Annotated in this window: 30 protein-coding genes and 1 pseudogene; 24 read left to right on the top strand and 7 right to left on the bottom strand. The window is 49.9% G+C overall.

The features are described 5' to 3' along the window. Positions 1–41: 41 nt before the first annotated feature. Positions 42–830, bottom strand: coding sequence for an AraC family transcriptional regulator (locus K2F33_RS24930; protein WP_179231958.1), 789 nt, complete (start codon positions 828–830; stop codon positions 42–44). A gap of 408 nt (positions 831–1,238) precedes the next feature. Between K2F33_RS24930 and K2F33_RS24925 the strand changes: the two genes are divergently transcribed. Together K2F33_RS24925 and K2F33_RS24920 are read left to right on the top strand one after the other, a co-directional pair. After that, the gene (locus K2F33_RS24925; RefSeq protein ID WP_263879286.1) at positions 1,239–1,682 is read left to right on the top strand and encodes a DUF5348 domain-containing protein; all 444 of its coding nucleotides are present in this window, start codon (positions 1,239–1,241) and stop codon (positions 1,680–1,682) included. Between the two features lie 109 nt (positions 1,683–1,791). Then, entirely contained in the window at positions 1,792–2,283 is a 492-nt protein-coding gene (locus K2F33_RS24920) for a GNAT family N-acetyltransferase (protein ID WP_318672624.1), read from the top strand. A 38-nt stretch (positions 2,284–2,321) separates the two neighbouring features. Here the strand turns inward: K2F33_RS24920 and K2F33_RS24915 are convergent, their stop codons facing one another. Then, a complete protein-coding gene (locus K2F33_RS24915) occupies positions 2,322–2,792 on the bottom strand; it encodes a GNAT family N-acetyltransferase (RefSeq protein WP_076166176.1) in 471 nt (156 codons plus the stop codon). A 240-nt stretch (positions 2,793–3,032) separates the two neighbouring features. Here K2F33_RS24915 and K2F33_RS24910 point away from each other — a divergent pair, with 240 nt between their 5' ends. The 16 genes and pseudogenes from K2F33_RS24910 to K2F33_RS24835 all read left to right on the top strand — a co-directional run bounded on the left by K2F33_RS24910 (position 3,033) and on the right by K2F33_RS24835 (position 16,799). After that, positions 3,033–3,809 carry an ABC transporter ATP-binding protein gene (locus K2F33_RS24910; protein ID WP_076166172.1) on the top strand — a complete coding sequence of 259 codons (777 nt, stop codon included), beginning with the start codon at positions 3,033–3,035 and terminating at the stop codon, positions 3,807–3,809. Positions 3,810–3,845: 36 nt separating this feature from the next. Further along, complete coding sequence (locus K2F33_RS24905; protein WP_076166169.1) at positions 3,846–4,655, top strand: ABC transporter permease; 810 nt, start codon at positions 3,846–3,848, stop codon at positions 4,653–4,655. Positions 4,656–4,667: 12 nt separating this feature from the next. Next, positions 4,668–5,585 carry an ABC transporter permease gene (locus tag K2F33_RS24900; protein ID WP_263879280.1) on the top strand — a complete coding sequence of 306 codons (918 nt, stop codon included), beginning with the start codon at positions 4,668–4,670 and terminating at the stop codon, positions 5,583–5,585. 31 nt (positions 5,586–5,616) lie between these two features. Next, a complete protein-coding gene (locus K2F33_RS24895; protein ID WP_263879278.1) occupies positions 5,617–7,218 on the top strand; it encodes an FAD-dependent oxidoreductase in 1,602 nt (533 codons plus the stop codon). Further along, positions 7,215–7,547 carry a 4Fe-4S dicluster domain-containing protein gene (locus K2F33_RS24890; RefSeq protein WP_076166160.1) on the top strand — a complete coding sequence of 111 codons (333 nt, stop codon included), beginning with the start codon at positions 7,215–7,217 and terminating at the stop codon, positions 7,545–7,547. Before K2F33_RS24895 ends, K2F33_RS24890 begins: the two co-directional genes overlap by 4 nt. Before the next feature lie 27 nt (positions 7,548–7,574). After that, complete coding sequence (locus K2F33_RS24885; protein WP_089547129.1) at positions 7,575–8,597, top strand: ABC transporter substrate-binding protein; 1,023 nt, start codon at positions 7,575–7,577, stop codon at positions 8,595–8,597. 33 nt (positions 8,598–8,630) lie between these two features. Further along, a complete protein-coding gene (locus K2F33_RS24880) occupies positions 8,631–10,241 on the top strand; it encodes an FAD-binding protein (protein ID WP_263879273.1) in 1,611 nt (536 codons plus the stop codon). Then, positions 10,238–10,588, top strand: a complete 351-nt coding sequence (locus K2F33_RS24875; protein WP_089547131.1) for a 4Fe-4S binding protein — start codon at positions 10,238–10,240, stop codon at positions 10,586–10,588. The genes K2F33_RS24880 and K2F33_RS24875 overlap by 4 nt, the downstream gene beginning before the upstream one ends. Before the next feature lie 277 nt (positions 10,589–10,865). Continuing rightward, the gene (locus K2F33_RS24870; RefSeq protein ID WP_263879270.1) at positions 10,866–11,924 is read left to right on the top strand and encodes an ATP synthase beta subunit C-terminal domain-containing protein; all 1,059 of its coding nucleotides are present in this window, start codon (positions 10,866–10,868) and stop codon (positions 11,922–11,924) included. Positions 11,925–12,023: 99 nt separating this feature from the next. Next, on the top strand, positions 12,024–12,650 hold the full coding sequence (locus K2F33_RS24865) for a hypothetical protein (protein ID WP_212983647.1): 627 nt from the start codon (positions 12,024–12,026) through the stop codon (positions 12,648–12,650). 180 nt (positions 12,651–12,830) lie between these two features. After that, positions 12,831–13,982 (top strand): non-hydrolyzing UDP-N-acetylglucosamine 2-epimerase, encoded by a 1,152-nt coding sequence (wecB, locus tag K2F33_RS24860; protein WP_263879269.1) that lies wholly within the window; start codon positions 12,831–12,833, stop codon positions 13,980–13,982. Positions 13,983–13,987: 5 nt separating this feature from the next. After that, positions 13,988–14,545, top strand: a complete 558-nt coding sequence (locus tag K2F33_RS24855) for a hypothetical protein (RefSeq protein ID WP_263879268.1) — start codon at positions 13,988–13,990, stop codon at positions 14,543–14,545. A 15-nt stretch (positions 14,546–14,560) separates the two neighbouring features. Beyond that, positions 14,561–14,710, top strand: a pseudogene (locus K2F33_RS24850) (aminopeptidase); the annotation flags it as partial. Positions 14,711–14,724: 14 nt separating this feature from the next. Then, the gene (locus tag K2F33_RS24845; RefSeq protein WP_263879267.1) at positions 14,725–15,327 is read left to right on the top strand and encodes a class I SAM-dependent methyltransferase; all 603 of its coding nucleotides are present in this window, start codon (positions 14,725–14,727) and stop codon (positions 15,325–15,327) included. Between the two features lie 60 nt (positions 15,328–15,387). Then, the gene (locus tag K2F33_RS24840; protein ID WP_263879266.1) at positions 15,388–16,374 is read left to right on the top strand and encodes a phosphotransferase enzyme family protein; all 987 of its coding nucleotides are present in this window, start codon (positions 15,388–15,390) and stop codon (positions 16,372–16,374) included. A gap of 68 nt (positions 16,375–16,442) precedes the next feature. Next, positions 16,443–16,799, top strand: coding sequence for a hypothetical protein (locus K2F33_RS24835; protein ID WP_263879265.1), 357 nt, complete (start codon positions 16,443–16,445; stop codon positions 16,797–16,799). Between the two features lie 121 nt (positions 16,800–16,920). On the opposite strand, the gene trxA is transcribed toward K2F33_RS24835, so the two are convergent. Then, entirely contained in the window at positions 16,921–17,229 is a 309-nt protein-coding gene (gene trxA, locus K2F33_RS24830) for a thioredoxin (RefSeq protein WP_263879263.1), read from the bottom strand. Between the two features lie 33 nt (positions 17,230–17,262). After that, positions 17,263–18,153, bottom strand: a complete 891-nt coding sequence (locus tag K2F33_RS24825; protein ID WP_263879261.1) for a class I SAM-dependent methyltransferase — start codon at positions 18,151–18,153, stop codon at positions 17,263–17,265. Positions 18,154–18,493: 340 nt separating this feature from the next. Between K2F33_RS24825 and K2F33_RS24820 the strand changes: the two genes are divergently transcribed. Continuing rightward, complete coding sequence (locus K2F33_RS24820; protein ID WP_263879259.1) at positions 18,494–19,051, top strand: GNAT family N-acetyltransferase; 558 nt, start codon at positions 18,494–18,496, stop codon at positions 19,049–19,051. Positions 19,052–19,164: 113 nt separating this feature from the next. Continuing rightward, positions 19,165–20,076, top strand: a complete 912-nt coding sequence (locus K2F33_RS24815) for a GNAT family N-acetyltransferase (RefSeq protein ID WP_263879257.1) — start codon at positions 19,165–19,167, stop codon at positions 20,074–20,076. A gap of 91 nt (positions 20,077–20,167) precedes the next feature. On the opposite strand, the gene K2F33_RS24810 is transcribed toward K2F33_RS24815, so the two are convergent. Both K2F33_RS24810 and K2F33_RS24805 read right to left on the bottom strand, forming a co-directional pair. Next, positions 20,168–20,905: an SDR family oxidoreductase gene (locus tag K2F33_RS24810; protein ID WP_263879255.1), complete on the bottom strand. Its 738-nt coding sequence runs from the start codon at positions 20,903–20,905 to the stop codon at positions 20,168–20,170. A gap of 79 nt (positions 20,906–20,984) precedes the next feature. Further along, positions 20,985–21,239, bottom strand: coding sequence for an Atu4866 domain-containing protein (locus K2F33_RS24805; protein ID WP_263879254.1), 255 nt, complete (start codon positions 21,237–21,239; stop codon positions 20,985–20,987). A 217-nt stretch (positions 21,240–21,456) separates the two neighbouring features. Between K2F33_RS24805 and K2F33_RS24800 the strand changes: the two genes are divergently transcribed. The 4 genes from K2F33_RS24800 to K2F33_RS24785 all read left to right on the top strand — a co-directional run bounded on the left by K2F33_RS24800 (position 21,457) and on the right by K2F33_RS24785 (position 24,124). Continuing rightward, positions 21,457–22,389 carry an AraC family transcriptional regulator gene (locus tag K2F33_RS24800; RefSeq protein ID WP_263879253.1) on the top strand — a complete coding sequence of 311 codons (933 nt, stop codon included), beginning with the start codon at positions 21,457–21,459 and terminating at the stop codon, positions 22,387–22,389. 15 nt (positions 22,390–22,404) lie between these two features. Next, a complete protein-coding gene (locus K2F33_RS24795) occupies positions 22,405–22,941 on the top strand; it encodes a GNAT family N-acetyltransferase (protein WP_263879251.1) in 537 nt (178 codons plus the stop codon). Between the two features lie 113 nt (positions 22,942–23,054). Beyond that, complete coding sequence (locus K2F33_RS24790; RefSeq protein WP_263879248.1) at positions 23,055–23,366, top strand: ArsR/SmtB family transcription factor; 312 nt, start codon at positions 23,055–23,057, stop codon at positions 23,364–23,366. A gap of 146 nt (positions 23,367–23,512) precedes the next feature. Continuing rightward, entirely contained in the window at positions 23,513–24,124 is a 612-nt protein-coding gene (locus K2F33_RS24785) for an NAD(P)H-dependent oxidoreductase (RefSeq protein WP_263879246.1), read from the top strand. A gap of 149 nt (positions 24,125–24,273) precedes the next feature. On the opposite strand, the gene K2F33_RS24780 is transcribed toward K2F33_RS24785, so the two are convergent. Beyond that, positions 24,274–24,741 carry a DinB family protein gene (locus tag K2F33_RS24780; protein ID WP_076166093.1) on the bottom strand — a complete coding sequence of 156 codons (468 nt, stop codon included), beginning with the start codon at positions 24,739–24,741 and terminating at the stop codon, positions 24,274–24,276. Between the last annotated feature and the right edge of the window lie 38 nt (positions 24,742–24,779).

Below are 24,779 nucleotides of genomic sequence, written 5' to 3'. Positions count from 1 at the left end.
CACCCAGGAGGCGGTTCAGCATTCCGGATTTCTGACCTTTGTCATGACTTCGAAACGGCTGAAGGAGGATATCCTTTGATCGACTTAAATACGTTGCTGAAATACGATATATCATGGAATCCGCAGCGGTCCGCAACCTGGGTCACGGTGAAGCCTCCGGTGGATAAGAGCATTTCCGCTTGATTAATCCGGATCTGGTTCACATATTCCTTGAAGGAATATCCTGTGACTTGTTTGAACAATTTGCCGAAATAAACGGGGTTCAGGTTGACGATATCCGCCATCCCACTTAAATGCAGATCCTCCGGATAATGGTCGATAATATATTCGAGCACCTTGTTGACGCGTGGATCAACAGGATGATGTCCGGCGCTGCGGTAGGTATTGGTGATGAGGACATGATGGACGATAAGCATAAACAGCGCTCTTGCATGCATGATATAGCCCGGATGCTTGCGCATCCAAACCTGGGTGAACTGTTTGATGTAACCCAGGATTTCGCTCGTGATGAGGTTTTTCGTAACGGTCTGAAGTGGAAGCGCTTCCGATCTGCCGGGAGCAAGCCATTTGAAGTTGAATGCGTAAGAGTGCATGGGACAGTCCGTAAAGGTGTAAGCTTCGCGAACGCTGCCTACGGGTATGTAAATCACATCCCCGGCTTCCACCGTATATTTAACGCCATTAATAAAATAATTGGATTTCCCTTCGACAACAAACGTCAAATCCTGAAAATTGATCGTCTGGCGAATAATTTCCCATTGTGGGAAACAGCGCCTGTCCACGAAGAAAACAACGTCTGGAACGAGATTTTGCAGCCTTTTCAAATCCATGCGGAATCCCCCTTGTTCCGTTTTATCCACATTCGGACGGCATGATGAAAACTATATTTAATAATTACAAATAATATTTAGTTGCTCTATGGATTCTAAAAATGGTTTACTTTTATAATAAGCATAGTTGTAATAAAGAAATTCAGTCATCATTAGTTTTTGCAAACCGGATTATAGGCTGATGAATGTGAAAATTCCTGTTTACTTGTTACAAACTTTATTATAGTTTAGTGGAGCATACTTGAGTACCATATCATGAATGGTGCGTTCGATTCAAACTGTTTTTGTAAGCGATTACCGAATCATTTAGCTCTCAGGCTTGCTGTGGTTGCTTGCCGGGATTGTCATGTTCAGAAAACGTTTTTGGTGAGACAGCGTCAATAAATTTTTTATGGATAAGGGGTTCGCATGACAAAGGATACGATGCTACAGGAACTATTAAACTTGGAAGCCCATCTGAAAGAAATCACCCATGGCCTTCGGCAGATTGACGGCACGTGGAGTGACCATTTTGACCCGGCTGATCCGGACGATATGTATCTGTGTTCGACATTCGCAAAATTGGAAGACGAGCTATCCGCCGTCCGCCGCCTGATTCAAGGTATTGGGGCACGCGTGATTGCCCAAGGTGCCTTGATAAAGATCGCTGATGGACAGTATACAGTCGGAAACACGGGTATCATGTTAACTGCAGGTTCTGCCGTCGAGGTCTTGTTCCGCAGTTCGGAGCAGGATGCCGAATGGATTGAAAGCGGTGTCGAATTATGCGGTGAGGAGTATGCATTAACGGGTTTTCCCAGACTTGACTTAGAGGGTCTAACGGTAAGGGTCAAACAGTATCCCTCCGAATAGAGATCGCTGCGGTGTATAACACGCTCACGTTTGTCACGAGAAGATCGGATGTGCTAGAATGGCAGCAGCTTTAAGCACTGGGAATGAGGGGGCAGCCTGAGTGGAAGTTATGTTAACTCAAGTAAACACCGAAGAGGAGATTGCGGCACTGGCTGATCTGGCCTATGGGATTTGGCACGAATACTTTATCCGCATCATCACACGGGATCAAATCAAGTACATGGTCGACAAATTTCAATCGGTTCCCGCGATAACCGACCAAATTCAACATCAAGGATACGAGTATTTCTTTATCAATGTTGACGGGGCCCATGCTGGATATACCGGAGTCAAGCAGGAAGAGGGCAAGCTGTTCCTGAGCAAATTGTACATTGCCAAGGAGTACAGGGGGCATGGGTACGCAAGCCGGGCTATGGAGTTTCTGACAACTCTATGCAAAGACCGGTGCTTAAGCGCCATCTGGCTTACCGTGAACCGGCATAACGACTCGACGATTGCGGTCTATGAGAAAAAAGGGTTTAAAACCGTGCGCACGCAAGTGGCCGATATCGGAAACGGTTTTGTCATGGACGATAATGTGATGGAAAAGCCGATCGTGTAAAACGAATGAAAGCACCCTGCGGGGTGCTTTTTTGCTGTTCACAGCGTCTTGATATACCAGGCGTCACAGGCAAAATGTTCGGTCGCGCTCAGCGGCTTGTCCATCGGAACAAACCCGTGCTTGAGATAAAATTTGTTGGCCGCCGTCATGTTGTGGAATGTTTCCAGGTAGCACTGCTCGTAATGCTCTTTGGCAAAATCGAGCGCAACCCGCAGCAGCTCCGCCGCGATCCCCGTTCCCCTGGCTTCTTGGCAGGCGTACATTTTCTGCAGTTCGCAAATGTGCGGGAAACCTGGCACAGGTCCAATGCCGCATCCGGCGGCAATACGGCCCTCATCTTCGGCCACCCAATATTTTGATCCTTCAGGGCGATATACGTGATAAAAGTTACCTAAATCGGGATCGGCCCAGGCGGTTCCGGGCTTGTTCGCACCAAACTCAATCAAGCATGTCCGGATTAGCTGCTCGACCGGCTTATTATCTTTTTCCTCGATTTCTCGGATGATCATGATGACAACCTCCATTACTGAAAACCAATCTACCGTACTATCATACGACCTAACCTGAGATTTTGTATACCCCGCTAAAAAGAGTGGATCAGAATTTTGAATTAGCAATTGAATTTATTAATCCCTACTTGTTGAATCGGATTTAGAATGATAAAGTGCTGTCATATATCCAAGTAAACGGGTAGGAAAATATCAATTTGGCTTGTCGCATCATTTGATTTCTAAAGGGAGGCAGAGCATATGGCGGAGACTTTGCTAAACATCACGGCGCTGAGTAAAAGCTTTGAAACAGCCAAAGGACGTGTTGAAGCATTGCACAAAGTGGATTTGAACATCCGGGAAGGAGAGTTCATTACGGTCATCGGTCCGAGCGGCTGCGGGAAAAGCACGCTGCTGCGCATCATCGCCGGGCTGGACGGACAGTATTCCGGCACCATTACACTTGGCGGCCAGAACATTACGGGACCGGGAATCGACAAAGGATTTATTTTTCAGGAGCATCGTCTATTTCCTTGGCTGACGGTGGAAAAAAATATTGCCGCGGATCTGTCACTGCGTGATCCCGAGGTTAGGCGCAAGGTCGATGAACTCATCGAACTGGTCAAACTTAGGGGCTTTGAAAAAGCCTATCCCAAAGAGCTGTCCGGAGGCATGGCCCAACGGGTGGCAATCGCAAGGGCGCTGCTGCGTAATCCCCGGGTGCTGCTGCTGGATGAACCGTTTGGCGCATTGGACGCGTTCACCAGGGCGCATATGCAGGATGTGCTGCTGGACATTTGGCGCAGAAATCAGACGACGATGATTTTTGTCACCCATGACATTGATGAAGCCGTATTTCTGGCCAACCGGGTCGTCATTCTCAAGCCGCGGCCGGGTCAAATCAAGAGCATCGTGCCGATCGATCTTCCCTATCCCCGGAAGAAAACGACTTCATCCTTTCAAGAGCTTCGGCTCCGCGTGCTTAAGCTGCTGGATTCCCTGGATGAATTAGAGCTTACGGATGGGGCAGGTATATAAAAATCTTGTACTCATGTCAGGAAGGCAGGTGATTGTATGAGTCACGAAATTTCAGCAGCAGGGCCATCCCTTAGAGCGGGCCTCGGAAGGTGGAAGCTTCTCGGGCTGGGACTGATTCTGCCGGGAGCCGTCCTTGTTTTGTGGCAGATCTTCGGACAGCTGGGGTATATATCCGATTTGTTGTTCCCGACGCCTCTCGTGATTCTGAAGGCCTTTGCCGGTCTCGCTCAATCCGGTGATTTATGGGATCATTTCCGGATCAGCGCCGTACGGGCACTTGCAGGATTTGCGCTCGGGGGGAGCTTGGGACTCTTGTTCGGAATACTGGTCGGTCTGTTTGCGAAAGTCGAAAAGATGTTTGATCCTACGCTTCAAATGATCCGCATGATTCCGAGCCTTGCTGTCGTGCCGCTGTTTATTCTTTGGTTCGGAATTGGCGAGGAATCCAAAATTCTGTTGATCGCCAAAGGGGCCTTCTTCCCACTCTATATCAATACTTATCTCGGTATCCGTAATGTGGATAACAAATGGTTCGAAGTGACCCGTGTGCTCGGGTACAGCCGCATCCAGCAGATCAGAAGGCTGGTGATCCCGGCAGCGCTTCCTAACATCCTCCTGGGAACCCGGTTATCGATCGGGTTATCGTGGCTGGGACTGGTGGTAGCCGAATTAATTGCTTCGACATCCGGGGTCGGTTATATGATGTCCGATGCCCGCCAGTTTGCCGATACGCCGGTCGTTTTCGTAGGCATTATCGTGTTTGCGGCCGCGGGACTCATTACGGATTATATCGTTCGGCTGGGGGAGCGCAGGTTGTTAAGGTGGAAGGAAAGCTATTCCAGGTAAGGAGGTATTCAAATGAGCCTGCAAAGCGAAATGCCGATTCCCCAAACAACGGTTAAACAAGATCTTGGTATCCATTCACCTCCACACTCAAATCCCGCGGGTGGGGAGGATGCAGTTAAGGTTACAGCGGATATCGTACAAATGAACAGGCAGCCGAGGAGCTCCAAGAGATGGTGGGCCGATCTGTTATGGGCAGCTATTATACCGGTTGTGGTGGTGGTGTTGTGGCAATGGGCAGGCGGCGCAGGCTGGATATCGCCCGAATTCATGCCGACGCCGTGGGTCATTCTGAAATCGTTGATTCATCTCATTGCCTCGGGTGATCTTGCCTACCAGATTGGAGTGAGTATACAGCGTACGCTCCTCGGATTTGCGATCGGAGGCCTGCTTGGACTGGTGTTCGGATGTTTTACCGGTATGTTCCGCAAGGCGGAGTATCTGCTCGATCCCAGCATCCAGGTGCTGCGGCTGGTTCCACATTTGGCCATCGCACCCTTGATCATATTGTGGTTTGGCTTTGGCGAAACCTCCAAGATTGCCATCATCATTTCCGGTTCTTTTTTTCCCATGTATATCAATACATACGCTGGGATTCGCCAAGTGGACGGTAAATGGTTCGAAGTGGGCAGGGTGCTCGAATTCAAGCCGTATCAACGGTTCACGCGGCTGATTGTTCCCGGGGCGCTGCCGAGCATCCTGCTTGGCGTCAGATTGTCACTGGCTGTATCGTGGATCAGCCTTGTCGTTGCGGAACTCGTAGGTTCTACGGCCGGGATCGGATTTATGATCAATGAAGCCAAGCAAAACTCGGATACCCCGGTTATTTTTGTCGGCATTCTGATCTTCGCGGTTGTAGGCAAGCTGATCGATTCGCTGGTTCGCCTGCTGGAGCGCAGGTGGCTTCATTGGCGTGATTCCTATCGTGGTTAAATCCAATTCCGAAAAATAGGAGGCGTGGCAAATGGCAATTCAGGAACAGGCGCAGCATTTGAAAACGGACGTATTGGTGATCGGCGGGGGACCGGCGGGTACTTGGGCCGCCGTAACGGCAGCCGCCAAGGGAGCCAGAGTGGTGCTTGCCGATAAAGGGTATTGCGGATCCAGCGGGGCAACGGCGCCTTCAGGCACGGGAGTGTGGTATGTGAAGCCGGATGAACGGCTGAGGGAAGAAGCCAAAGCCAGCCGCTATGACATGGGCGGAAGACTGGCGGAACACCGCTGGATGAACCGGGTGCTCGACCGCACCTATGCCAATATGAACCAGTTGGCAGGCTGGGGGTACCCGTTCCCGCTGGATGACGAGGGAAATCAGCACCGGCGCAGCCTGCAGGGGCCTGAATATATGCGCCTCATGCGCAAGGTCGTCAGGAAGGCGGGCGTGACGATTCTGGACCACAGCCCGGCGCTGGAGCTGCTGGCCGACGAGCATGGCGTGGGAGGTGCTGCAGGAGTCAATACGCAGACGGGTATCCCGTGGACGGTGGAGGCCGGAGCGGTTGTGATCGCCACAGGCGGCTGCGCCTTTCTCAGCAAAGCGCTCGGCTGCAACGTCCTCACAGGCGACGGATATCTAATGGCCGCTGAGGCCGGGGCAAATCTGTCCGGCATGGAATTTTCCAACGCTTACGCGATTTGCCCGACGTTCTCGTCCGTGACGAAGACGGCTTATTACAGCTATGCCAGCTTCTATTATGAAGACGGCACGATTGTTGAAGGAGCCGGTTCCAAGCGGGGGCGTTCCGTGATTGCTCGTAATCTTTTGGAAGGCCGGCAGGTCTTTGCCGTCCTGGATCAGGCGCCAGAGCACTTGAAGCCGCTGCTCCGGGTGGGCCAGACCAACTTCTTCTTGCCGTTCGACCGCCGCGGCATCGATCCGTTTACGGACCCGTTCCCGGTTACGCTTCGCCTGGAAGGGACGGTCCGTGGGACCGGCGGCATCCGGCTGGCGGATGAGCTCTGCGCAACCGATGTGCCAGGGCTCTATGCTGCAGGCGATGCCGCTACCCGGGAGCTGATTTGCGGCGGGTTTACCGGGGGAGGGAGCCACAATGCAGCTTGGGCTATGTCCTCCGGCTCCTTCGCCGGAGAAGGTGCGGCGGCCTACGTCAAGAAGCTGGGTGCCCAGGATGGAAGCCGCAATTTAGAGCGAAAGTCCACCCAGCCGATCGTGGAGGAAGGCAAAGGCAGCGTTAAACCAAGCCGGGCAGCGGAATGGGTGCAGGCCGTTCAGGATGAGGTCAAACCTTATGACCGCAACCTGTTCCGGACCGGTGAGGTGATGACCCAGTCTTTGAACAGGCTGAACGGCTTATGGAACGAGCAGCGGGAACAGGCTATTGAGCACACGGTGGATGGCGTCAAAGCAAGGGAAGCGGCCGCCATGACGGCAACGGCCCGTTGGATGTACACATCCGCCTTGGCCCGGACAGAATCCAGGGGCATGCATAAGCGCAGCGATTTTGCCGGGATGGACGACAATCAGCACTACCGCCTGATCACTGGCGGATTGGACCAATTGTGGGTTCGTCCGGAACAAGTCCGTAAGGAGGTCGTCGTCCATTGATTGAAGTTATCAGTGAAAGCAAATGCATTGCCTGCAATCAATGCGTGTCTGTATGTCCTACCAACGTATTCGATCGCGTTGCTGACGGGATTCCCGTGATCGCCCGGCAAAGCGATTGCCAGACCTGTTTTATGTGCGAGCTGTACTGCCCTGTCGACGCCTTGTATGTCGCCCCGGAATCCGAGTCGGTCATCGGTGTCACGGAAAGCGAGCTGTCAGAACAAGGCCTAATGGGAGGATACCGGGAGAAGGTTGGCTGGGGGAAAGGCCGCAAGCCTGTCGCCAGTCACGAATATATGTATCAGCTGTCGAAGCGGAGCGGATTTTAATTATCGACTGAAGTGGGGGAGCCAATCATGAAGACAACGCATCATAAAAACACCAAACACGGCCGCTTTTGGAAGTCAGCTGTCATTCTTGCAGGTCTGCTAGCCGTCATCGTGGTTCAGGGCTGCTCGCCGTCCAAGCGCACCGGGGATGCTGCCGAAGCTGCCGCAGATAAGCCGACGGTGCTCAATTATGGCTACATCGGGATCAATAAATTAAATGTGCCGTCAAGCGGAGCTGAAGGCTGGGGATTCCATAAAGGGATTATTCAGGAGGAGCTGAAGAAGCATGGGATTACGCAGGTGAACCTGACCGGCTTCCCTAACGGACCCGACCAAACGGAATCATTAGTCAGCGGCCGGCTGGACGCGGGCAGCCTTGGCGATACACCGGCGATCATCGCTTACGCCTCCGGTGCGAAAACACGTTTGATTTCCCAGCCAGCGACCTATTCCATCGGCTACTTGTTTGCCAAAAAAGGCGGAGCTAAGTCCATCAAAGATTTGGAAGGCAAAACGATTGCCATTCAAAAGGGATCTTTTATGCACCGCTATGTCGTCGGCTTGCTCAAGCAGGAGGGCGTAAAGGATTATAAGCTGGTTCACATGCTGATTCCCGATGCGCAGGCTGCTTTGGCAAGGGGGGATGTCGACGCGTTGACCAACAACGGCGTGCAGGCGATGAAGCAGATTGACGAAGGTTATCCGCTGCTTGACGATGCCACCAAACATCCCGATCTGATCGGTACGAGTGCTACCGTCGTGTCGGACGCTTTTCTGGCCAAATTCCCCGACTTTCCGAAAATATGGAACGAAGCGCGCAAAAAGGCGCTGGATGACTTAAAGCAGCACGAAGACGAGTACTACCAATTTGTCGCGGATGCGCAGGGAACGACTCCGGAAGTTATCAAGAAGATCAGCCCGATCAGCGAGATCAAGGATACACCGTTTACCGATGACGGCTTAAAGCTGATCGAAGGAACGAAAGATTTTCTGGTTCAAGAGAAGCTTGCGAAAAAAGATTTTGATCTAAACGACTGGGTGCTGAAATAACCACGTTCAGGACGACAAGGGGGATTGCAGCGGATGGCACCCAAAATGGATATTCAATTAACCACGGATGTACTGGTTCTTGGTGGCGGGCCAGCTGGCGCTTGGGCGGCATGGAGAGCCGCGTCCAAGGGAGCGAGGGTTGTGCTTGCGGATAAAGGCTTCTTGGGCAGCAGCGGTGCGACGGCACCTGGAGGAACAACCCTGCTGGTGATTCCTCCCGTTGCCGAGCTGCGGGAAGATGCCGTGCAGAGCAGGCTCAAGGCAGGCGGCTACCTGTCGGAGAATGCCTGGATTCACCGGGTTCTGGATGAGGTGGAGACCTATTTGGAGAAAGTCGGAGAATGGGGATATCCCTTTCCGAAAGATCATAACGGGAATCCGCTCCGCACGCATTTGCACGGCCCCGAATATATGAAGCTGATGCGCCGGGCGGTCCGGCAGGCCGGTGTGCGTATATTGGATCAGTCCCCTGCGCTGGAGCTGCTGCACGATGCGAATGGCGTCGGGGGAGCAAGAGGCGTGAACCGGCTGACGGGCCAAGAATGGGAAGTACGCTCCAATGCGGTCGTTCTGGCTACCGGCGGCTGCGCGTTTCTGAGCAATGGATTGGGCTGCAACGTACTTACCGGCGAGGGATTGCTTATGGCCGCCGAAACGGGAGCCGAGCTTTCCGGGATGGAATTCAGCAGCCAATATGCGCCGAGCGCCGCCTTTGGCAGTGTGACCCGGGGAAGAATGCTGGCTTGGTCTACGCTCTATGATCAAGAAGGACGCGTGATCGGCCGGGGAGACCGCGCCTTCGGCAGTCTGCAGCAGCATCTCCTGAAAGGACCGGTGTACGCCTCGATCAATTTGGCCGACACAGAGGAGAAGCGGCGGTTTCTTCGTCACGCGCATCCGATCTTCTTTATGCCGCTTGAGCGCGCGGGCATCGATCCGTTCCGGGATAAGTTTCCGCTCACGCTCCGGTACGAAGGGACGATGCGCGGGACGGGCGGGCTGCGGCTCACTGGGAACGACTGCCGCACGAGCGTTCCGGGTTTATACGCAGCAGGCGATGCCGCCTCGCGGGAGAAAGTAACGGGCGCCATTTCAGGCGGAGGAGCGTATAACGCTTCCTGGGCGATATGCAGCGGAAACTGGGCGGGCGAAGGTGCTGCGGAGTATGCATTTTCCCAATCCAAGGATGCTTGTAAGCGGGATCTGACGCCTGCAGGACGATACGGTTTGGTGCAGCACTCCGACGCCGACCGGCTGATGGACGTCCCGCAAATCATCTCGGCCGTTCAGCGCGAGGTGCTCCCCTTGTCGATTAACTTTTTTCGCAGCGAACCGGTCATCAGGGCGTCTCTCGACCGTTTGCATGGGCTTGTTCCTTTTTTGCATGACAGCGTATCTGACGATCACCGTCATCGTGTCCGTGCCCGGGAAGCGGCAGGCATGGTGGCTACGGCGAGATGGATGTACTCGGCCGCCCTTGCGCGCAAAGAGAGCCGCGGGCTGCATGCCTTTGCGGAATACCCCCAGCTGGATCCCCGTCAGACCCACCGCCTTCTGGTGTCGGGAGTCGACAGGATTCATATCCGGGCGGAAAAAGTCCCTCATGCGTCCGAACTCACGCCGAAGGAGGGGATGGTCTTATGATCGAGCTGGTCAGCGGGGAGCGGTGCATCGGTTGTTCCATCTGCGTAAAGGTCTGTCCAACCAACGTGTTTGATATGCAGGATGGACAGCTTGTGATCGCGAGGCAGGAAGACTGCCAGACATGCTTTATGTGCGAAGCGTATTGTCCAGTTGATGCTTTGTATGTAGCGCCTTATGCGGACCGATCCGTGGAGGTCAGCGAAGAGGCGTTGCTGCACCAGGGAATGCTCGGCAGCTGGAGGGCAGAAATCGGATGGACCACGGGCAGTGAAACGACGATGGCCGCCCGGGATACTACGCCGTTTTTTGAACAATTTACGAAAACCCACCGGCCAAAAGAAGGCTAATCGACCAAAGGAAAGCTAATGTCACGTACTGAAGCATATGGATGTGTAAAGCCACCCTGATTTCAAACAAGGGTGGCTTTTTTGGCGTCCTGATCGGCTGCCGCGGATGGATGAGTGAGTTACCACTTTGTATTAGAGTCCTCGGTTTTCACTCAATTGTTGAGGTTTTAAATATGTCTTGGATACAAGGTAACACACAATCGCAAATTTTATCCTCATCATATATTGCGCTATAGAGTAAAATAAATTACTATACAAAGTAAGGAGGTGCTAAAAAATGGATGAGGAGTTACAGCTTAACGTTCCGCTGCTGCGCCGACGCGTACCCAATCTAACGACGGCGGCACGGGAGGCTGGTCTAAGAGCGGCGACGGTTTCCAATCTGTGTACAGGGAAAATCCCCGTCGGCCGCGCTGAAGTAAGGACGTTGGTGGCTCTTGCTTCTTTGGCGGGATGCAGTCTTGATGAACTCATTATTAGAGGGAGTGGTGTTCGTATGATCGAGACAGGTGTAAAAGCGTTGGATTTGCTCGCCCCGGTAGTTCGCGGGGGGACGGTTGGATTTGTGGCAAGGCCGAACATGGGGCAGCTCGTTATGCTCGCAGAGCTGATGCTCCGCATGAAGAAACGGGGATTCGCAACCGTGTTCTGGGACCCGCAATCGGATATTTCTGGCGTCGAGCTGGTTCAGGAGCAATCCGAGTTTTCCCATTCGGCCAAAGAGGACGTTTATCAGCAAATTGTGGAGCTGCGCGGGGAAAAAGATATACTCCTCGGCGTTGATCGGAGCAAAGTTTTATCCGGCGAGTTGCTATCCTTGAGAGATCGTCTTAAAGAGGTTGGAGCCCGGCCCATCACGATCGCCCTTGTAGATATTAAGTGTGAAGCGGCTGACGACGATAATGCGTATGGACCTTTGGACACCCTATGGAGATTTGACACCGATCTAATCAGCAGAGGCATTTATCCGGCTATTGATCCGATCGGGTCGACCTCGACCGTTCTGGAGGGAGCGCATCTGGATGCCGTACATCTGACCACCCAGCAAGCGGCACGGAAACTGCTCCGCCGTTACAGAGAACTGAGATCGCTGGTAACCGCACTGGGCGCGGAAAAAATTTCCGATAGTGATTTACAGCTGTACCAACGTGGTGAAAGGCTCGAAGCTTATCTTGCACAGCCTTTCTACGTATCCGAGCCCTATACTAAGAAACCGGGTGAATGGTTGACGCTTTATGATACACTGGCTGATGTAAAACGAATCTTGGACGGCGAAATGGATACAACCGAGCCTTCCGAATTGTTTTTTAAAGGGCGGCTGGAAGTCACCAGCTGAAGCGCGATGATTGAGATCTGGTAAACGGTTGCATGGGGCCGGTCCGGCAGACCGGCTCTTACCTACCGTATCGAATGGTTATCGAAAGAGGTGAACGGCTTGATTCGGGGCATCATACTCGAAGGCTTATCCACAACAGGGAAAACATCCGTATTATCTGCAATAAAAAGAGTACATAGTTTAAGTTCGCATGCCGAGCGAACGATGATCGCGCTAAGTGAACATTATTCGCAAATCCTGCATTCCGATCACGGCGTGCTGAGGTCCTTGGATCAAAATGAACACATCCAGCTGTTGAATCAGCATATCGCTTATCTTGAACAGCTGCACGGTTGGATTGAATCTCTGGGTCAAACGAAACCGTCTAACGGAATTTTTTTCATCTTGGAGAGATTTCATCTTAATCATCGTGCGGCATTCGCAGATCATACTAAAATCGAAGCTTTGGAACAGCGATTGCTGAGTCTCAATGCAAAATGCGTTCTTTTGACCTTGTCTCCGGAAGCTGTTCCGACCCGATTTGTTGAAAGCCGAGGTGATGCCTGGCGGTCCTATGTCATGGCGAATCATCCGTCTGCAGACGAAGCTTGCTGCAAGTTTGTTGAGGATCAGGAAAGGCTGCGCACATGTATGAAACAATCGCTCATTCCTGCAATGGAAATCAACACCGGCAAAGCAGTGTGGGATGATTATGCGAATCAAATTTTGAAGGCGTTGGACGAATAAGCACAATAATACACACCAGGTGAAACAAGCTACAGGCTGCCGAACAACGGCGGCCTGTTTGGGTTATAAAGGGAGTCATTCCTGAACAAAAGGAGATGTGGTGCTTCGCAACGAAGTAATATTATGGAAACGGTATAAAATCGTGGCAGAGAATGGATTTACCAAAGGAGAGAATCGACAATGAAGAAAAAAATAATGATTATATTCGGCACTCGGCCTGAAGCGACGAAAATGTGCCCGGTGATTCAAGAATTGCGCCATCATCATGAATGGTTTGAGACGAAGGTGGTTGTTACCGGCCAGCACCGAGAACAATTATCTCAAGCTCTTTCACATTTTAATATTCAACCCGATGTCGACTTGGCTTTGATGAAAGAAAATCAATCACTGGCTTACTTAACTTCGGCTGCGATTGTTGGCCTCGACAACATCATAAATGAGGACAAGCCTGACATGATACTGGTTCATGGCGATACGCAAACCGCCATGTGTGGCAGTTTGGCAGCGTTCTTTCATAAAATACCGGTTGGGCATGTCGAAGCAGGCTTACGTTCTCATCAAAAATATTCGCCTTGGCCCGAAGAAGTAAATCGCAGAATTGTCGATGTTATTACAGATTTACTATTTGCGCCGACATCTGTTAGCAAAAACAATTTGAATAGAGAGGGTTATGATTTCGAACATATTTTTATTACCGGTCAAACTGCCGTCGATGCAGCAATTCAAACCAACAAAGCTGATTATAAATTTCATAATGAACAATTAATCGATCTTGTCCAACTTCAAGGAAGATTGATTACTGTAACGGCTCACCGCCGTGAAAATTATGGAGAACCTATGCAGCAAATGTTCAAGGCGATCCGCCGTGTGGCTGATGAACACCCAGATGTTCATATCGTTTATCCGGTTCATTTGAGTCCATATGTCCAAGATACCGCATTTTCTATGCTGTCCGGTCATGATCGGATCCATTTGCTTGATCCCATTGAATACCCTGATATGATCAATCTGTTATCCCGTTCTCATCTTATATTAAGTGATTCAGGCGGACTTCAAGAAGAAACACCCGTTTTTAATAAGCCGTTGATCCTGATGCGAGATACTACAGAACGGCCAGAGGCTGTTGCGGCGAATGCCGTTTACCTGTCCGGAACCCAAGAGGATTCTATTTTTAACATAGCCAATAAACTATTAACGGACCCGGATCTCTATCAACAGATGGCAAATGCGAGAAACCCATTTGGTGACGGGCTCGCCTCCAAAAGAATCGTACATATTATTGCCCATCATTTCGGATTAACTGACGACCTGCCAAATGAATTCGAGGAGTAAGCCTGATGACTCAATGCTATTATATCGCTTCAAGCCGTGGGCTTCCTACCGGCTCCTTCGGTAAGAACAAAACGGTAATGACCATTCGGGATTATATTGAAAAAGTGAACCCTTCGGCGAAAGATCAGATTGTTATGCAAGCGCTACTGGAAAAGGACCCGGAGGGGGATCAGCTGATGGATATCTTTGAAACGGAATTAGATGCAGCCGGCTTGTATGTAGCGGGTCCTATGAAATCAGTAGACGCTACGTGCCCGTTCCGGCAGCCATACATTTATCAGGTAGACCCTGATGGAGGATCTTTCGAAATGAATGACGAGAAGAAGCTGTCTTCGCCTGAATACTACCAATGCAGTAGAAAATGCATAACCGAGCTGTTCGAGTATATGGGACGTCATTTAGAGATTGGTGAAGAGCTGGAGCTGTACTCATGCACGGATTACGGATTTGATCGATCCTGGGACTTGCCTAACCAAGATGATCTTATAATTGATTTGTCCACTTTCCAATTGGGGGACAATTTTGAGTGGAAAGAGCGCCAACTGATACGAGTAAGAAAGTAAAGTGTTTGACGAAAAGAACATGCCAATCTGTCCTCCATCCACTGGGATATGGTGCTGAATCAGTGCGGGGAGTGGGGCGGGGGCCGGCTTTGGTTTGATGACGTCTTGGTCCGGGAGAACGGACGATTTGTATTGGATGAGCTGCAGGGTTTAAATCGTGAATAAGGCGGGATAAAGAAATGGATAAAACAAATCTGGCGAAGTCGTATGATATCGATTCACACCGAAGAGCAAACGCGCATCCGGCGGATTGGAAGGTGATCGAGAGGGACAGGTTTCTTACCCGCCTGCAGGATTTAGGTCAAAGGAAACTTCTGGAAATCGGTGCCGGAACAGGGATAGACAGCCTTTACTTTAAAGATCATGGTCTAAAGGTAACCAGCATTGATTTATCCAGTGAAATGGTGCGTTACTGCAGAGAAAGGGGGCTGCAGGCGTATGTAATGGATTTCTATCATCTAACATTTGAGGACGATTCGTTTGATGCTGTCTACGCCTTAAACTGTCTGCTGCATGTGCCTAAAAATGAATTAGGCGGCGTGCTGTCGGAAATCAAACGAGTGATGAAGCCTGATGGATTATTTTATATGGGATTATATGGAGGTACAGATTCCGAGGGGGTTTGGGAAAACGACTGGTGTGAGCCAAAACGATTTTTCGCCTCGTATTCAGATCGTTCCATCCGAGCGCTAACGGGGCAATATTTTAAGGAAATCAGCTTTCAAACCGTTCCTTTAAAAGAGGGTGAGCCCTATTTTCAGGGACTCCTGTTACAGAAATAATAATGATATCCATAGCGGGCAGTACCTCGGTTCGCAAACATGAAGACACGGAGGTTTCAAATGGTCACAGCGGATATTTTGTCCAAAGCGGCCGCATCGTTTGACTTTGATGTGAATACGCTGGAGTTTGTTAGCCATTCAACGAATGAGGTTTACCGGTTTTCGAAAAACAATGAATTTTATTTCCTGCGGATATCGGTTAAGCCTCTCGCCTACGCAGAAAAAACCCACGCCGAATTGGAATGGGTTCACGATTTGGTACACCATGGCGTAAACGCCTCTCTGCCGATTTTAACGAAGGATCAACAGTTGGCCGCCTTGTATGAAGAAGACGGGCAATGTTTTATTGCTGCTGTTTTTCGCATGGCACCGGGAAAATTCTTCGATAAAGGCAACCGTCACTTATGGGGGACAGACATCTATCATGCATGGGGAGAAACCATGGGGAAGATGCACAAGCAATCGAAGTCCTATATACCTGTGGTGAAGGGCAGGCATAGAGATCATTGGATCAAGAGCGAGTTCAGCAATCCGAATTTGCAGCATGGGAAGTACAGGGTGCTTCTCGATAAATTACAAAGCCTTGAAGATCAAATCGATTCGCTCCCTCGGGAGGAAAATGCTTATGGGCTGATTCACAATGACTTTCATCCCTACAATTTCATGATCGACGGGGATACGATTACCGTATTTGATTTTGACGACTGCATTTATGGCTGGTATGCACTGGACATTGCCATTGCGGCAGCACATGCGGTTTGGTGGGGGTCCCCTGGAGAAGACCGGAAATCAAAAAATGAATTTGCCCGGAGATTTTTGGATGATTTTCTTGCAGGTTACTTCAAGTATCATCCGTTGGACTCTCATTGGATTCAGCGGATTCCCATGTTTATGGATTACCGAAATATATGTTCCTTCTTCTGGTGGCTGCAGGATTGGGATGGTGATGAAAGTAAACTGAATGATTTTCAGAAGAATGCAATAACAGAGGCGGTGAAAATCATCGCGGATGGCCGCTCCTTTGACGGCTGTGAGATTGAAAAGTAGCTTTACCACTTTCAAAGCTCAGGGCCGGGCTCCTGAATGACCTTCACTGCATGGAAAGGGGAATACGCATGAATCGGAAGCACAGCATCTTTGCTGCTGCGTGTACGGGGATCGCTCTGTTGTTGTTCTTTATTGTGATGATGTACAACAATCCCCAAACCAGAGGCCGAGTATCTCTTGAAAAGCAATTGAACACGATCATTGCAAACCACGCTGTTGATCAAATCAAGTCCCTTTCGCAAAATGAACAGACATATCAGTTTATGGCACGCCTAAGCCCGACGATTCAATGCAAGAGAACATCCGACATCCAAGGGATGGATCGTGATTCGCAATATTATTATGTGACAACCCTAGACGACAGAAAAGTTGACGTGTACGTCCGTAAAGGCGACTGGAAGGTCACGGGTATTCATTTGCAGTAAACCTTTGGATTCAGAATCAGCGATAGATCGGCCACCTTCAGGTACAAGTTTGAACGATAAGCAAAAGCCGGAGATTCCCGTTGAAGGAATTCCGGCTTTGTTTTGCTACCTTGATTACTGTTTAGGCCGTGAGCTCCTTCAAAATCTGTTTCGGCAGAATCCCCGATTCCTGGTAAACGAGCTTGCCATCTTTGAATATAAGGGTGGTCGGTATGCTCATAATCTGAAATTGGGAAGAGGTCACCGGGTTCTCGTCTACATTCACTTTAATCACGTTAACCGAACCGCTTATTTCCCTTTCAAAATCCTCCAGAATGGGAGCAAATATTTTACAAGGACCGCACCATGATGCCCAAAAATTCACGACCGTTACGCCTGCTGTCTGCATCATATTTTTAAACGTCGCGTCTGTTGCATGCTGGATCGCCATCGTTATCTTCCTTTCAATTCTTAATTTCCCTACTCAAATCTCTCTGGTATACATGTTCTGATCCTGCAGTCGAATCAGTACCTTGCCAAAACGTCCGCCCTGTTGGAAGGATACTTGTCCAGACGGATATGCCTGGTCCAGATAGTCTGCAACGATTGTTTGGTTGCGCTCATCGACAGGAAGACCATGTCTGCGAAGCCAGCTCATCATCTCCTGCAGCGCTTCTTCCTTCGACATCTCCACCGTTTTCGTTTCCCGGGTGACCAGGGACTCATAGGAATAGCCTTTGAGATACAGCAGATGGAGCAAATATCCCATTTCCGCTGGTTTGGACTTGTAAGGTTTGCCCGTGACGAGTGGCCAAATTTCGTTGACCAGACTATGTTCTGCGGAAGAAACAGGCAGACTGATATAGCAGAATTTACGGGCACATTGGAGCACTTTCTCTACGCTCTCCCAGTCGCGAATGACCGGGCACATCGAAACGAAGACGAGATCGAAAGCCTGGCTCAAGCCATTGGCTTGAACGTCGATTTCCTCAAACGGTACGGGGATAATCTTCATTTGGCCTTTATCTAACTTGGCTATGTTTTCCTTCAGCAATTCAACTTGTGGAGGAGAGGACTCGACGGCCGTTACACGGGCTCCCCGCTCTGCAAACGGCACCGAAAATACGCCCGATGCGGCGCCGATGTCCAGCACAGAGGCATTCTTAAATGATACCCCTTGTCCCTCAATCCAGTTCAGGATCCGATTCGTTCGTTTTCTTCCCTCCGGGCTAAATGACTGCTCATGGAAAGCCTTGGCTTTATGATCAAAGTCTCGAGAAGGGTCGATGCCGGCCTGTTTGGACCTGTTTATATAGGTGTCGGGATCTTCTTTCCACGCGTTTTCCCAGCTGGCTTCATTAAAAAAATCGCTCATGATCTTTTAAACCTCCATAGATCTGTTATATCCATAATTGAAACAAAAAAATAAGTTTGCCTGTATGTTTAAAACATTAAGGCTCTTGCTTGACCGAAACCATCGTAAACCTCACACCAAAGCACCTATAGAGAAGAGGGGTGGTTCAAGTGAGATCCTCCTTTCTGTTCGGTAATATTATAGACCTGCAATATCCATAATAAAATATACTCCAAGGATTTGCAATGCCTACTTCAGAAAAACTCATTGTATAGCTGTTCATATCCCTTCATAATTTTGATACGAGAGACTAAGATCTTAATTAAAGAACGTTAATGTTTGACAAAGGAGGAGTCATTCGATGTACAAGGCTATAGTCAATGATGATACATACATTTCGATTCTGGAAGACAGGCATGCTAACGAGCTTTATCATTTAATTGACAGCAGTCGTGAATCTATACGGCAGTGGCTGCAGTTTCCTGATCTTACGCATAAAGTCGAGGACACAAGAGCCTTTATAAGCAGGTCATTAAAAAGATTCGCCAATAACGATGGGTACTGGGCTGGGATATGGTATAAGGAACAGATTGCAGGGTCCATAGGTTTTCTAGGGATCGATTGGGAAGCGGGTCGAACAGAAATAGGCTACTGGCTAGGCTCCCCATTTGAGGGGAAGGGGTTAATGACTTCTGCATGCAGAACGTTTGTCGCTCATGCGTTCCATGATCTGCGGCTTCGTAAAGTCGAGATCGGCGCAGCGGTAGGCAATATCAGGAGCCGAGCGATTCCGGAACGATTGGGCTTCACGCAGGAAGGGATTATCCGGAATTACGAACGTTTACATGACCAATATTTAGACAGGGTCATTTACGGTCTTACACAACAGGAGTGGTTAGACCAGCCATGTCCTAATTGACCGCCTGATCTTCGGTAACCTCCAAAACGAATGTTACCAAACAACTGAAACGTAAAATGGTAAAATCAACCTGTTAGTGAAGAGTTACAGATCATAAAAAGAGAGGTTTGTGAATGACACTGATTGAAGTCCGCCATTTTACGAAAGAAGATTTTCAGATGCTGGGAGATTTGTATGCTGCCGTAACTTTAAGGGGAGAAACGGTGTTCTGGTGGGTTGGAGACGAAGCCAATTGGCCGAATGTGTTCATTGCAGTGGAGGGAGAACGAATGATCGGAAAAGGGCAGGTCAGCGTCATTTCGGAAATCCCGGCTGGCAGCCCGCAGGACCATAAGCACCAAATTTATCTCAACTTGAAGACGCGTCCGGAAAGGGAGAATGATTATCATCTCTATGATCTGCTATACGAACCTTTGCTGAACAGGGCATACGAGTTGAAAGCAGCCCTGCCCCCGGCTCACCAGACGTTGGTTGGGATCGGTAACCAGTCCACGGAAGTGAACAACACCCAATATTTTATATCGAAAGGATTCAGCTACAGTAAAAGTCTGTATACCATGCAGCGACATCTGGTTGGAGAAATGGATCAATTTGCTCTTTCCGCACCATATCGCTGTATCCAGTGGGACATGCCGTCGGAAGCCGGCATCCATGAATACTTGGCAGCAGACATGGAAATTTGGCCGGGGGCTCCAATTGGGATGGAGCGGCTCATGGAAAACCGGAAGAATCAAGCTTGGACTTCTTTTGTCGTCCGGGAGAATGATACGCTGGTCGGCAGCGTGATGGCATGGGTGGATGCAGAGGGGGATGGCGTCATCGAGGATGTTTTTGTCAGAGAACCTTGGCGACAACAGGGCATTGCCAAGCATTTGCTGCACCAGGCGCTGACCTACCTCAAAAAGATCGGATGTGAGTGTGCCGTACTGCAGGTTGAAACGGCCAATTCATCGGCTTTATCCTTGTATCATGCCGTGGGGTTCAAAGAGGTATCGGAGGAAGTACGGTATGAGCGGGACTTGTAACCATTAAAAAAACTATCAGGCAGTCGGATCGTTTTGTCGACCGGCTGCCTGTTTCGTCATTAGGATGCTTGATTTTTATTTATTCATCGTATCATGCAAGCCGGGCTGTGGGGCGAACCACCAGCTCGTTCACATCGACGTCCGCCGGCTGCTCGATCGCATAGGCGATGGCTCGGGCAATTGCGGAAGCAGGAAGAGCGTTACGCCGGTACGTTTTCATAAATTCCCTTGCCCCGTCATCCGTAATGCTCTCAGCGAGCTCGGATTCCGTTACGCCGGGAGAAACGAGCGTTACCCGGATGTTTGCATCAATTTCCTGCCGCAAACCTTCCGTGATGGCGCGAACAGCGTATTTGGTTGCACAGTATACCGCCGCCGTTGGCGTGACCGAATAAGCCCCGATGGAAGCCACGTTAATCATATGGCCGAATTGCTGCTCCTTCATTACGGGGAGACCGGCGGCAATACCGTGCAGAACCCCGCGGATATTGACGTCGATCATCCGGTTCCATTCGTCGATTTTCAAAGCTTCCAACGGTGATAGCGGCATCACGCCGGCATTGTTCACGATGACATCGACCCGTCCGAACCGGCTTTGAGCCAAGCGGATGATGGACTGCATTTGCTCGATACTCGTCACATCAAGCTGTTGATATAAAGCGGATCCTCCGTCTGCCTCAATGAGGGAAGCCAGTGCTTCCAGTCTTTCTACGCGTCTGGCCCCCATGACGACATGGGCACCCCGGCTGGCGAGAAGCTTCGCTGTAGCTTCGCCGATCCCGCTGCTTGCACCTGTAATCACAACGACTTTTCCATTGATTTCGGACATTGAACATTTCTCCTTTGGATTTGATTTATGCTAAGTTGCTCGATTCGAACTCTTGTGATGAAAAAGGGGCATCTCCCCGCTAATTTTCACGATAGAGAATCATGCCGGCGTGGTAGAGCACCGAATCGCGGAAGTCGCCGTCCGCTGTAAACCCTGTATCATCCACATATTCGATATGGTCGCCTACAATGGTATACCTGCCTTGATAAGCGCTCTTCCGATCACCGCGCGCTTCGTCATACCTCCCGTTCGGCAGCAGCTCATGCCGGATGTAACCGTCCTTTGTCACCCACATGCCGACATACGGATGGGATTGTTCGTTTTGCGTAGTCATTGAATATTCTCCTTTCCTTTGCGAAAGCCGGATCGAATCCTGACATGTCATCGTTTTCTACAGTTATGTGATCCGGACCATGTTTCGCATTTCTTACATGTTCATTATCGTTCCTTCGGAAAGAGAGACGGTAGCCGGATCATACAAGATGATTGCCTAATCCTCCAGATGCGGATAAAGTTAAGCTAATCATATAGATCAAAGGGGGAAGAAGAGGATGGATGAATGGTTCGAGAAACAAAGAAAAGAACTGCTCCGGATCATCGAGAAGTTCACACCGGAAGACGGTACGCATGAGACGGAAGTTCCCGGTTTGCGCTTCATTCGCTCTTCCCGGTTATCTGAACCGGTATATTCTGTCTATGAGCCATCCCTTTGCGTCGTAGCGCAGGGTTCCAAGGTGGTTATGCTGGGACAAGAGGTGTATCAGTATGACCCGAGCAGTTACCTAACCGCCTCAGTCCAATTACCGATTACTGGGCAAGTGATGGAGGCATCGAATGAAACGCCGTATTTAAGCCTGCAAGTCCTTTTTGATATGAACCAAATTCTTGATGTGATTCAAGCATCTGATGATGCTATCCGAGTTGGGAATGAGACCAGCCGGGGGTTGAAGGTAAGCCAGCTCAACGATACGCTTCTGGATGCCGTGCTGCGGCTTGTGAAACTGGTTGAAACACCGCGTGATATTCCGGTGCTTGCGCCTTATGCCATGCGGGAAATCATTTACCGGGTGCTTCAGAACGAGCACAGCGCATCTCTGGTGCAATTTGCCGTGATCGGAAGCCACGCTCAGCGAATCGCGGGGGTGGTTGAGAAGATTAACCGCGATTTTGCCCTGCCTCTTCGCGTAGAAGAATTGGCTGCGGAGGCCCGTATGAGCACTTCGTCTTTGTACGATTATTTCAAGGAAGTCACCGGGATGAGCCCGATCCAGTACCAAAAGCAGATCCGGTTGCAAGAGGCGCGCCGGCTGCTCTTCTCCGAATCGATCGATGCGGCGGAAGCTGCGTTTCAGGTCGGATACGAGAGTCCGTCGCATTTTAGCAGGGAATATGCCCGGATGTTTGGGATGCCGCCAGTCCGGGACCTACGCCGATTGCGGAGCACGATGGTTGACGAAATGACAATTTCGGCGGAAATCAAATGAAAGGAAAATGAATTTATGGATTTAAAGTTGTGCCTTATTCCTTATGAAGATAAGACACTGCTGTACAATCTCATACAGCTATACCGCTACGACAGCAGTGAGTTTGATGGGCATGTGCTGAACAGGCACGGTCAATACTTATACAAATACATTGATCATCAATGGACAGATGAATATCGGAGGCCCTTCATGGTCTCTGTGAACGGGGAAATCGCAGGATTTGTTCTGGTCAGTCTGGATGTACCGCAGGAGTATATGAAATTGAGCAAGGCTGAGAAAACAAATGTAATCAGCGATTTTTTTATCATGAGAAAATACAGGCGGAGAGGGGTAGGTAAAAAAACTGCCTATACCCTATTCGGGGAGTTCAAAGGGACATGGGAGATCAGGCAAACGGTTGGCAACAAGCCGGCGTATGCTTTTTGGAAACATGTGATTTCAGAGTATGCACATCACGATCGTTATTGCGAAGAATTTCTTCAAAACGAGCAGTGGCATGGTCCGGTCTTTGTCTTTAATTCTGATACAGACGAGTCCGATGAAATACAGTGACATGAGGTATAAGGTACTCAAAATAACAAGTTGTTGGCTTGCAGATCGTAAGGGTTTAACAATATTTTTATCATCATGTTGATATATCGGGAATTATCGATATAATAAAACTCATGAAACGACTTGAACCCACTGAAGTGTTTAAAGCATTGTCCAATGAAGCGCGTTTGCAAATTTTAGAGTGGTTGAAAGATCCTCAGGCCCATTTTGGCCCACAGGGAGAGGTGGAACTGATCGAAGTTGGGGTTTGCGTAAGCCAAATTACAGCCAAGCTGAACATGACTCAATCGACCACATCCCAGTATTTGTCCGTGCTGCAGCGGGCAGGTCTGATCCATGCAACCCGAATTGGTAAGTGGACCTATTACAAAAGGGATGAAGAAGCGATTCAGGCCATCGCCTCGTACATCCAGAAAGACCTGTAATGATAGAGACTGGATTCAATTCAATGAATTCAGTTTTTCTATACAAAATAAATCGATAATTCGAGATATGTAAATATCGATTTTATTTTTTATCCAATACATCGACATATCTCGAATTATAATTATATGTTAAGGAGATGTTTTCAATGACCAACCCTTCGATTTTGACCAACGATACGCATTCCAGCCAAACGAACCGATCCTCAAGGACCGCCACACTTGTGATTGTTGCTCATCCCGATTTGGAGCATTCCCGGATCAACAGGCGGCTGGCGGAAGAGTTGGTATTGCGGGGCAATGTGACCGTACATCGGCTCTATGAAGCCTATCCGGACGAAAAGATCGATATTGCAAGCGAGCAGGCGCTGCTTCTGGCGCACGACCGAATCGTGCTTCAATTTCCTTTTTTCTGGTACAGCTCGCCTTCCCTGCTGAAGAAATGGATGGATGAAGTGTTCGAGTTTGGATGGGCCCATGGACCAGGCGGGGTCAAGTTGAATGGAAAAGAGCTGATCATCGCCATCTCTTCCGGAGGTTCTCCGAGCATGTACCAATCCGGCGGCTTTCACAATTACTCTTATGGCGAGCTGCTCCGTCCATTCCAACAGACGGCAAACCTGACCGGGATGATCTATCGGTCGCCGTTTGTTATTGGCCGAATCCGCGAAGTCAGCGATGAGCAGCTGGAGAAGTATGCCGCAGAATACGCGGACTATGTAGAAGGCGAGAAAGCCTTATCAGGCACAACAAGTGCTTAACACGGTAAAAGATTAGTTCTCACGCATAAGTTAAAGCCCCTTCCAGGCGCCAAGCGCTGCTGTGAAGGGGCTTCTTCCGTTTAGCTGGTAGAACTTCCGCTATGAGGCACATTTTCGCGCGAATGCAATCCGTTTTACAAGGAAGCCGGCTATTGTACCGCTTTTTGCTGGCTCGTAATCGTCCCAAGGTGGATAGCCTCGTGCATCAAGGCGAAGTTGAACAACTCGGCAGCGGTCGTGAATTCGAAGGGTCCCAGCACGAACGGGGATTTCAGATCCTGCTGAAGCATATCCGGCGTAATCTCCGAAATCTGGGACAGCTGATTGGCAAGCTGCTGCACCAATTCTTCTTGGGATGGCGGAGCAATCGTCCAGTCGGCCGGCTTTGTACCGCTGTTGAACAACGTTTCGTAGGATGCCGGAATAGTCGACGCTGAACCGAAGCACAGCTGCTGATATCGATCGAGCCAAAATACGATATGCCCAACGTTCCAGCGGATCGTATTTCTGAAGCCTGCCGGCGTAATATCGAAGAGTGACTCCGGTATTCCCTGAACTTGACCGATCACCAGTTGATGCAGCACCTTGCCTGTATTCACGATAGATTGTGTACTCATTTGTAATTCCTCCTTAGTGGTTTGTGGGATGGTTTATT

The sequence above is a fragment of the Paenibacillus sp. PSB04 genome, assembly GCF_025809195.1.
GTDB lineage: Bacteria > Bacillota > Bacilli > Paenibacillales > Paenibacillaceae > Paenibacillus_AQ > Paenibacillus_AQ favisporus.
This window is presented reverse-complemented; position numbering and strand designations above follow the sequence as displayed.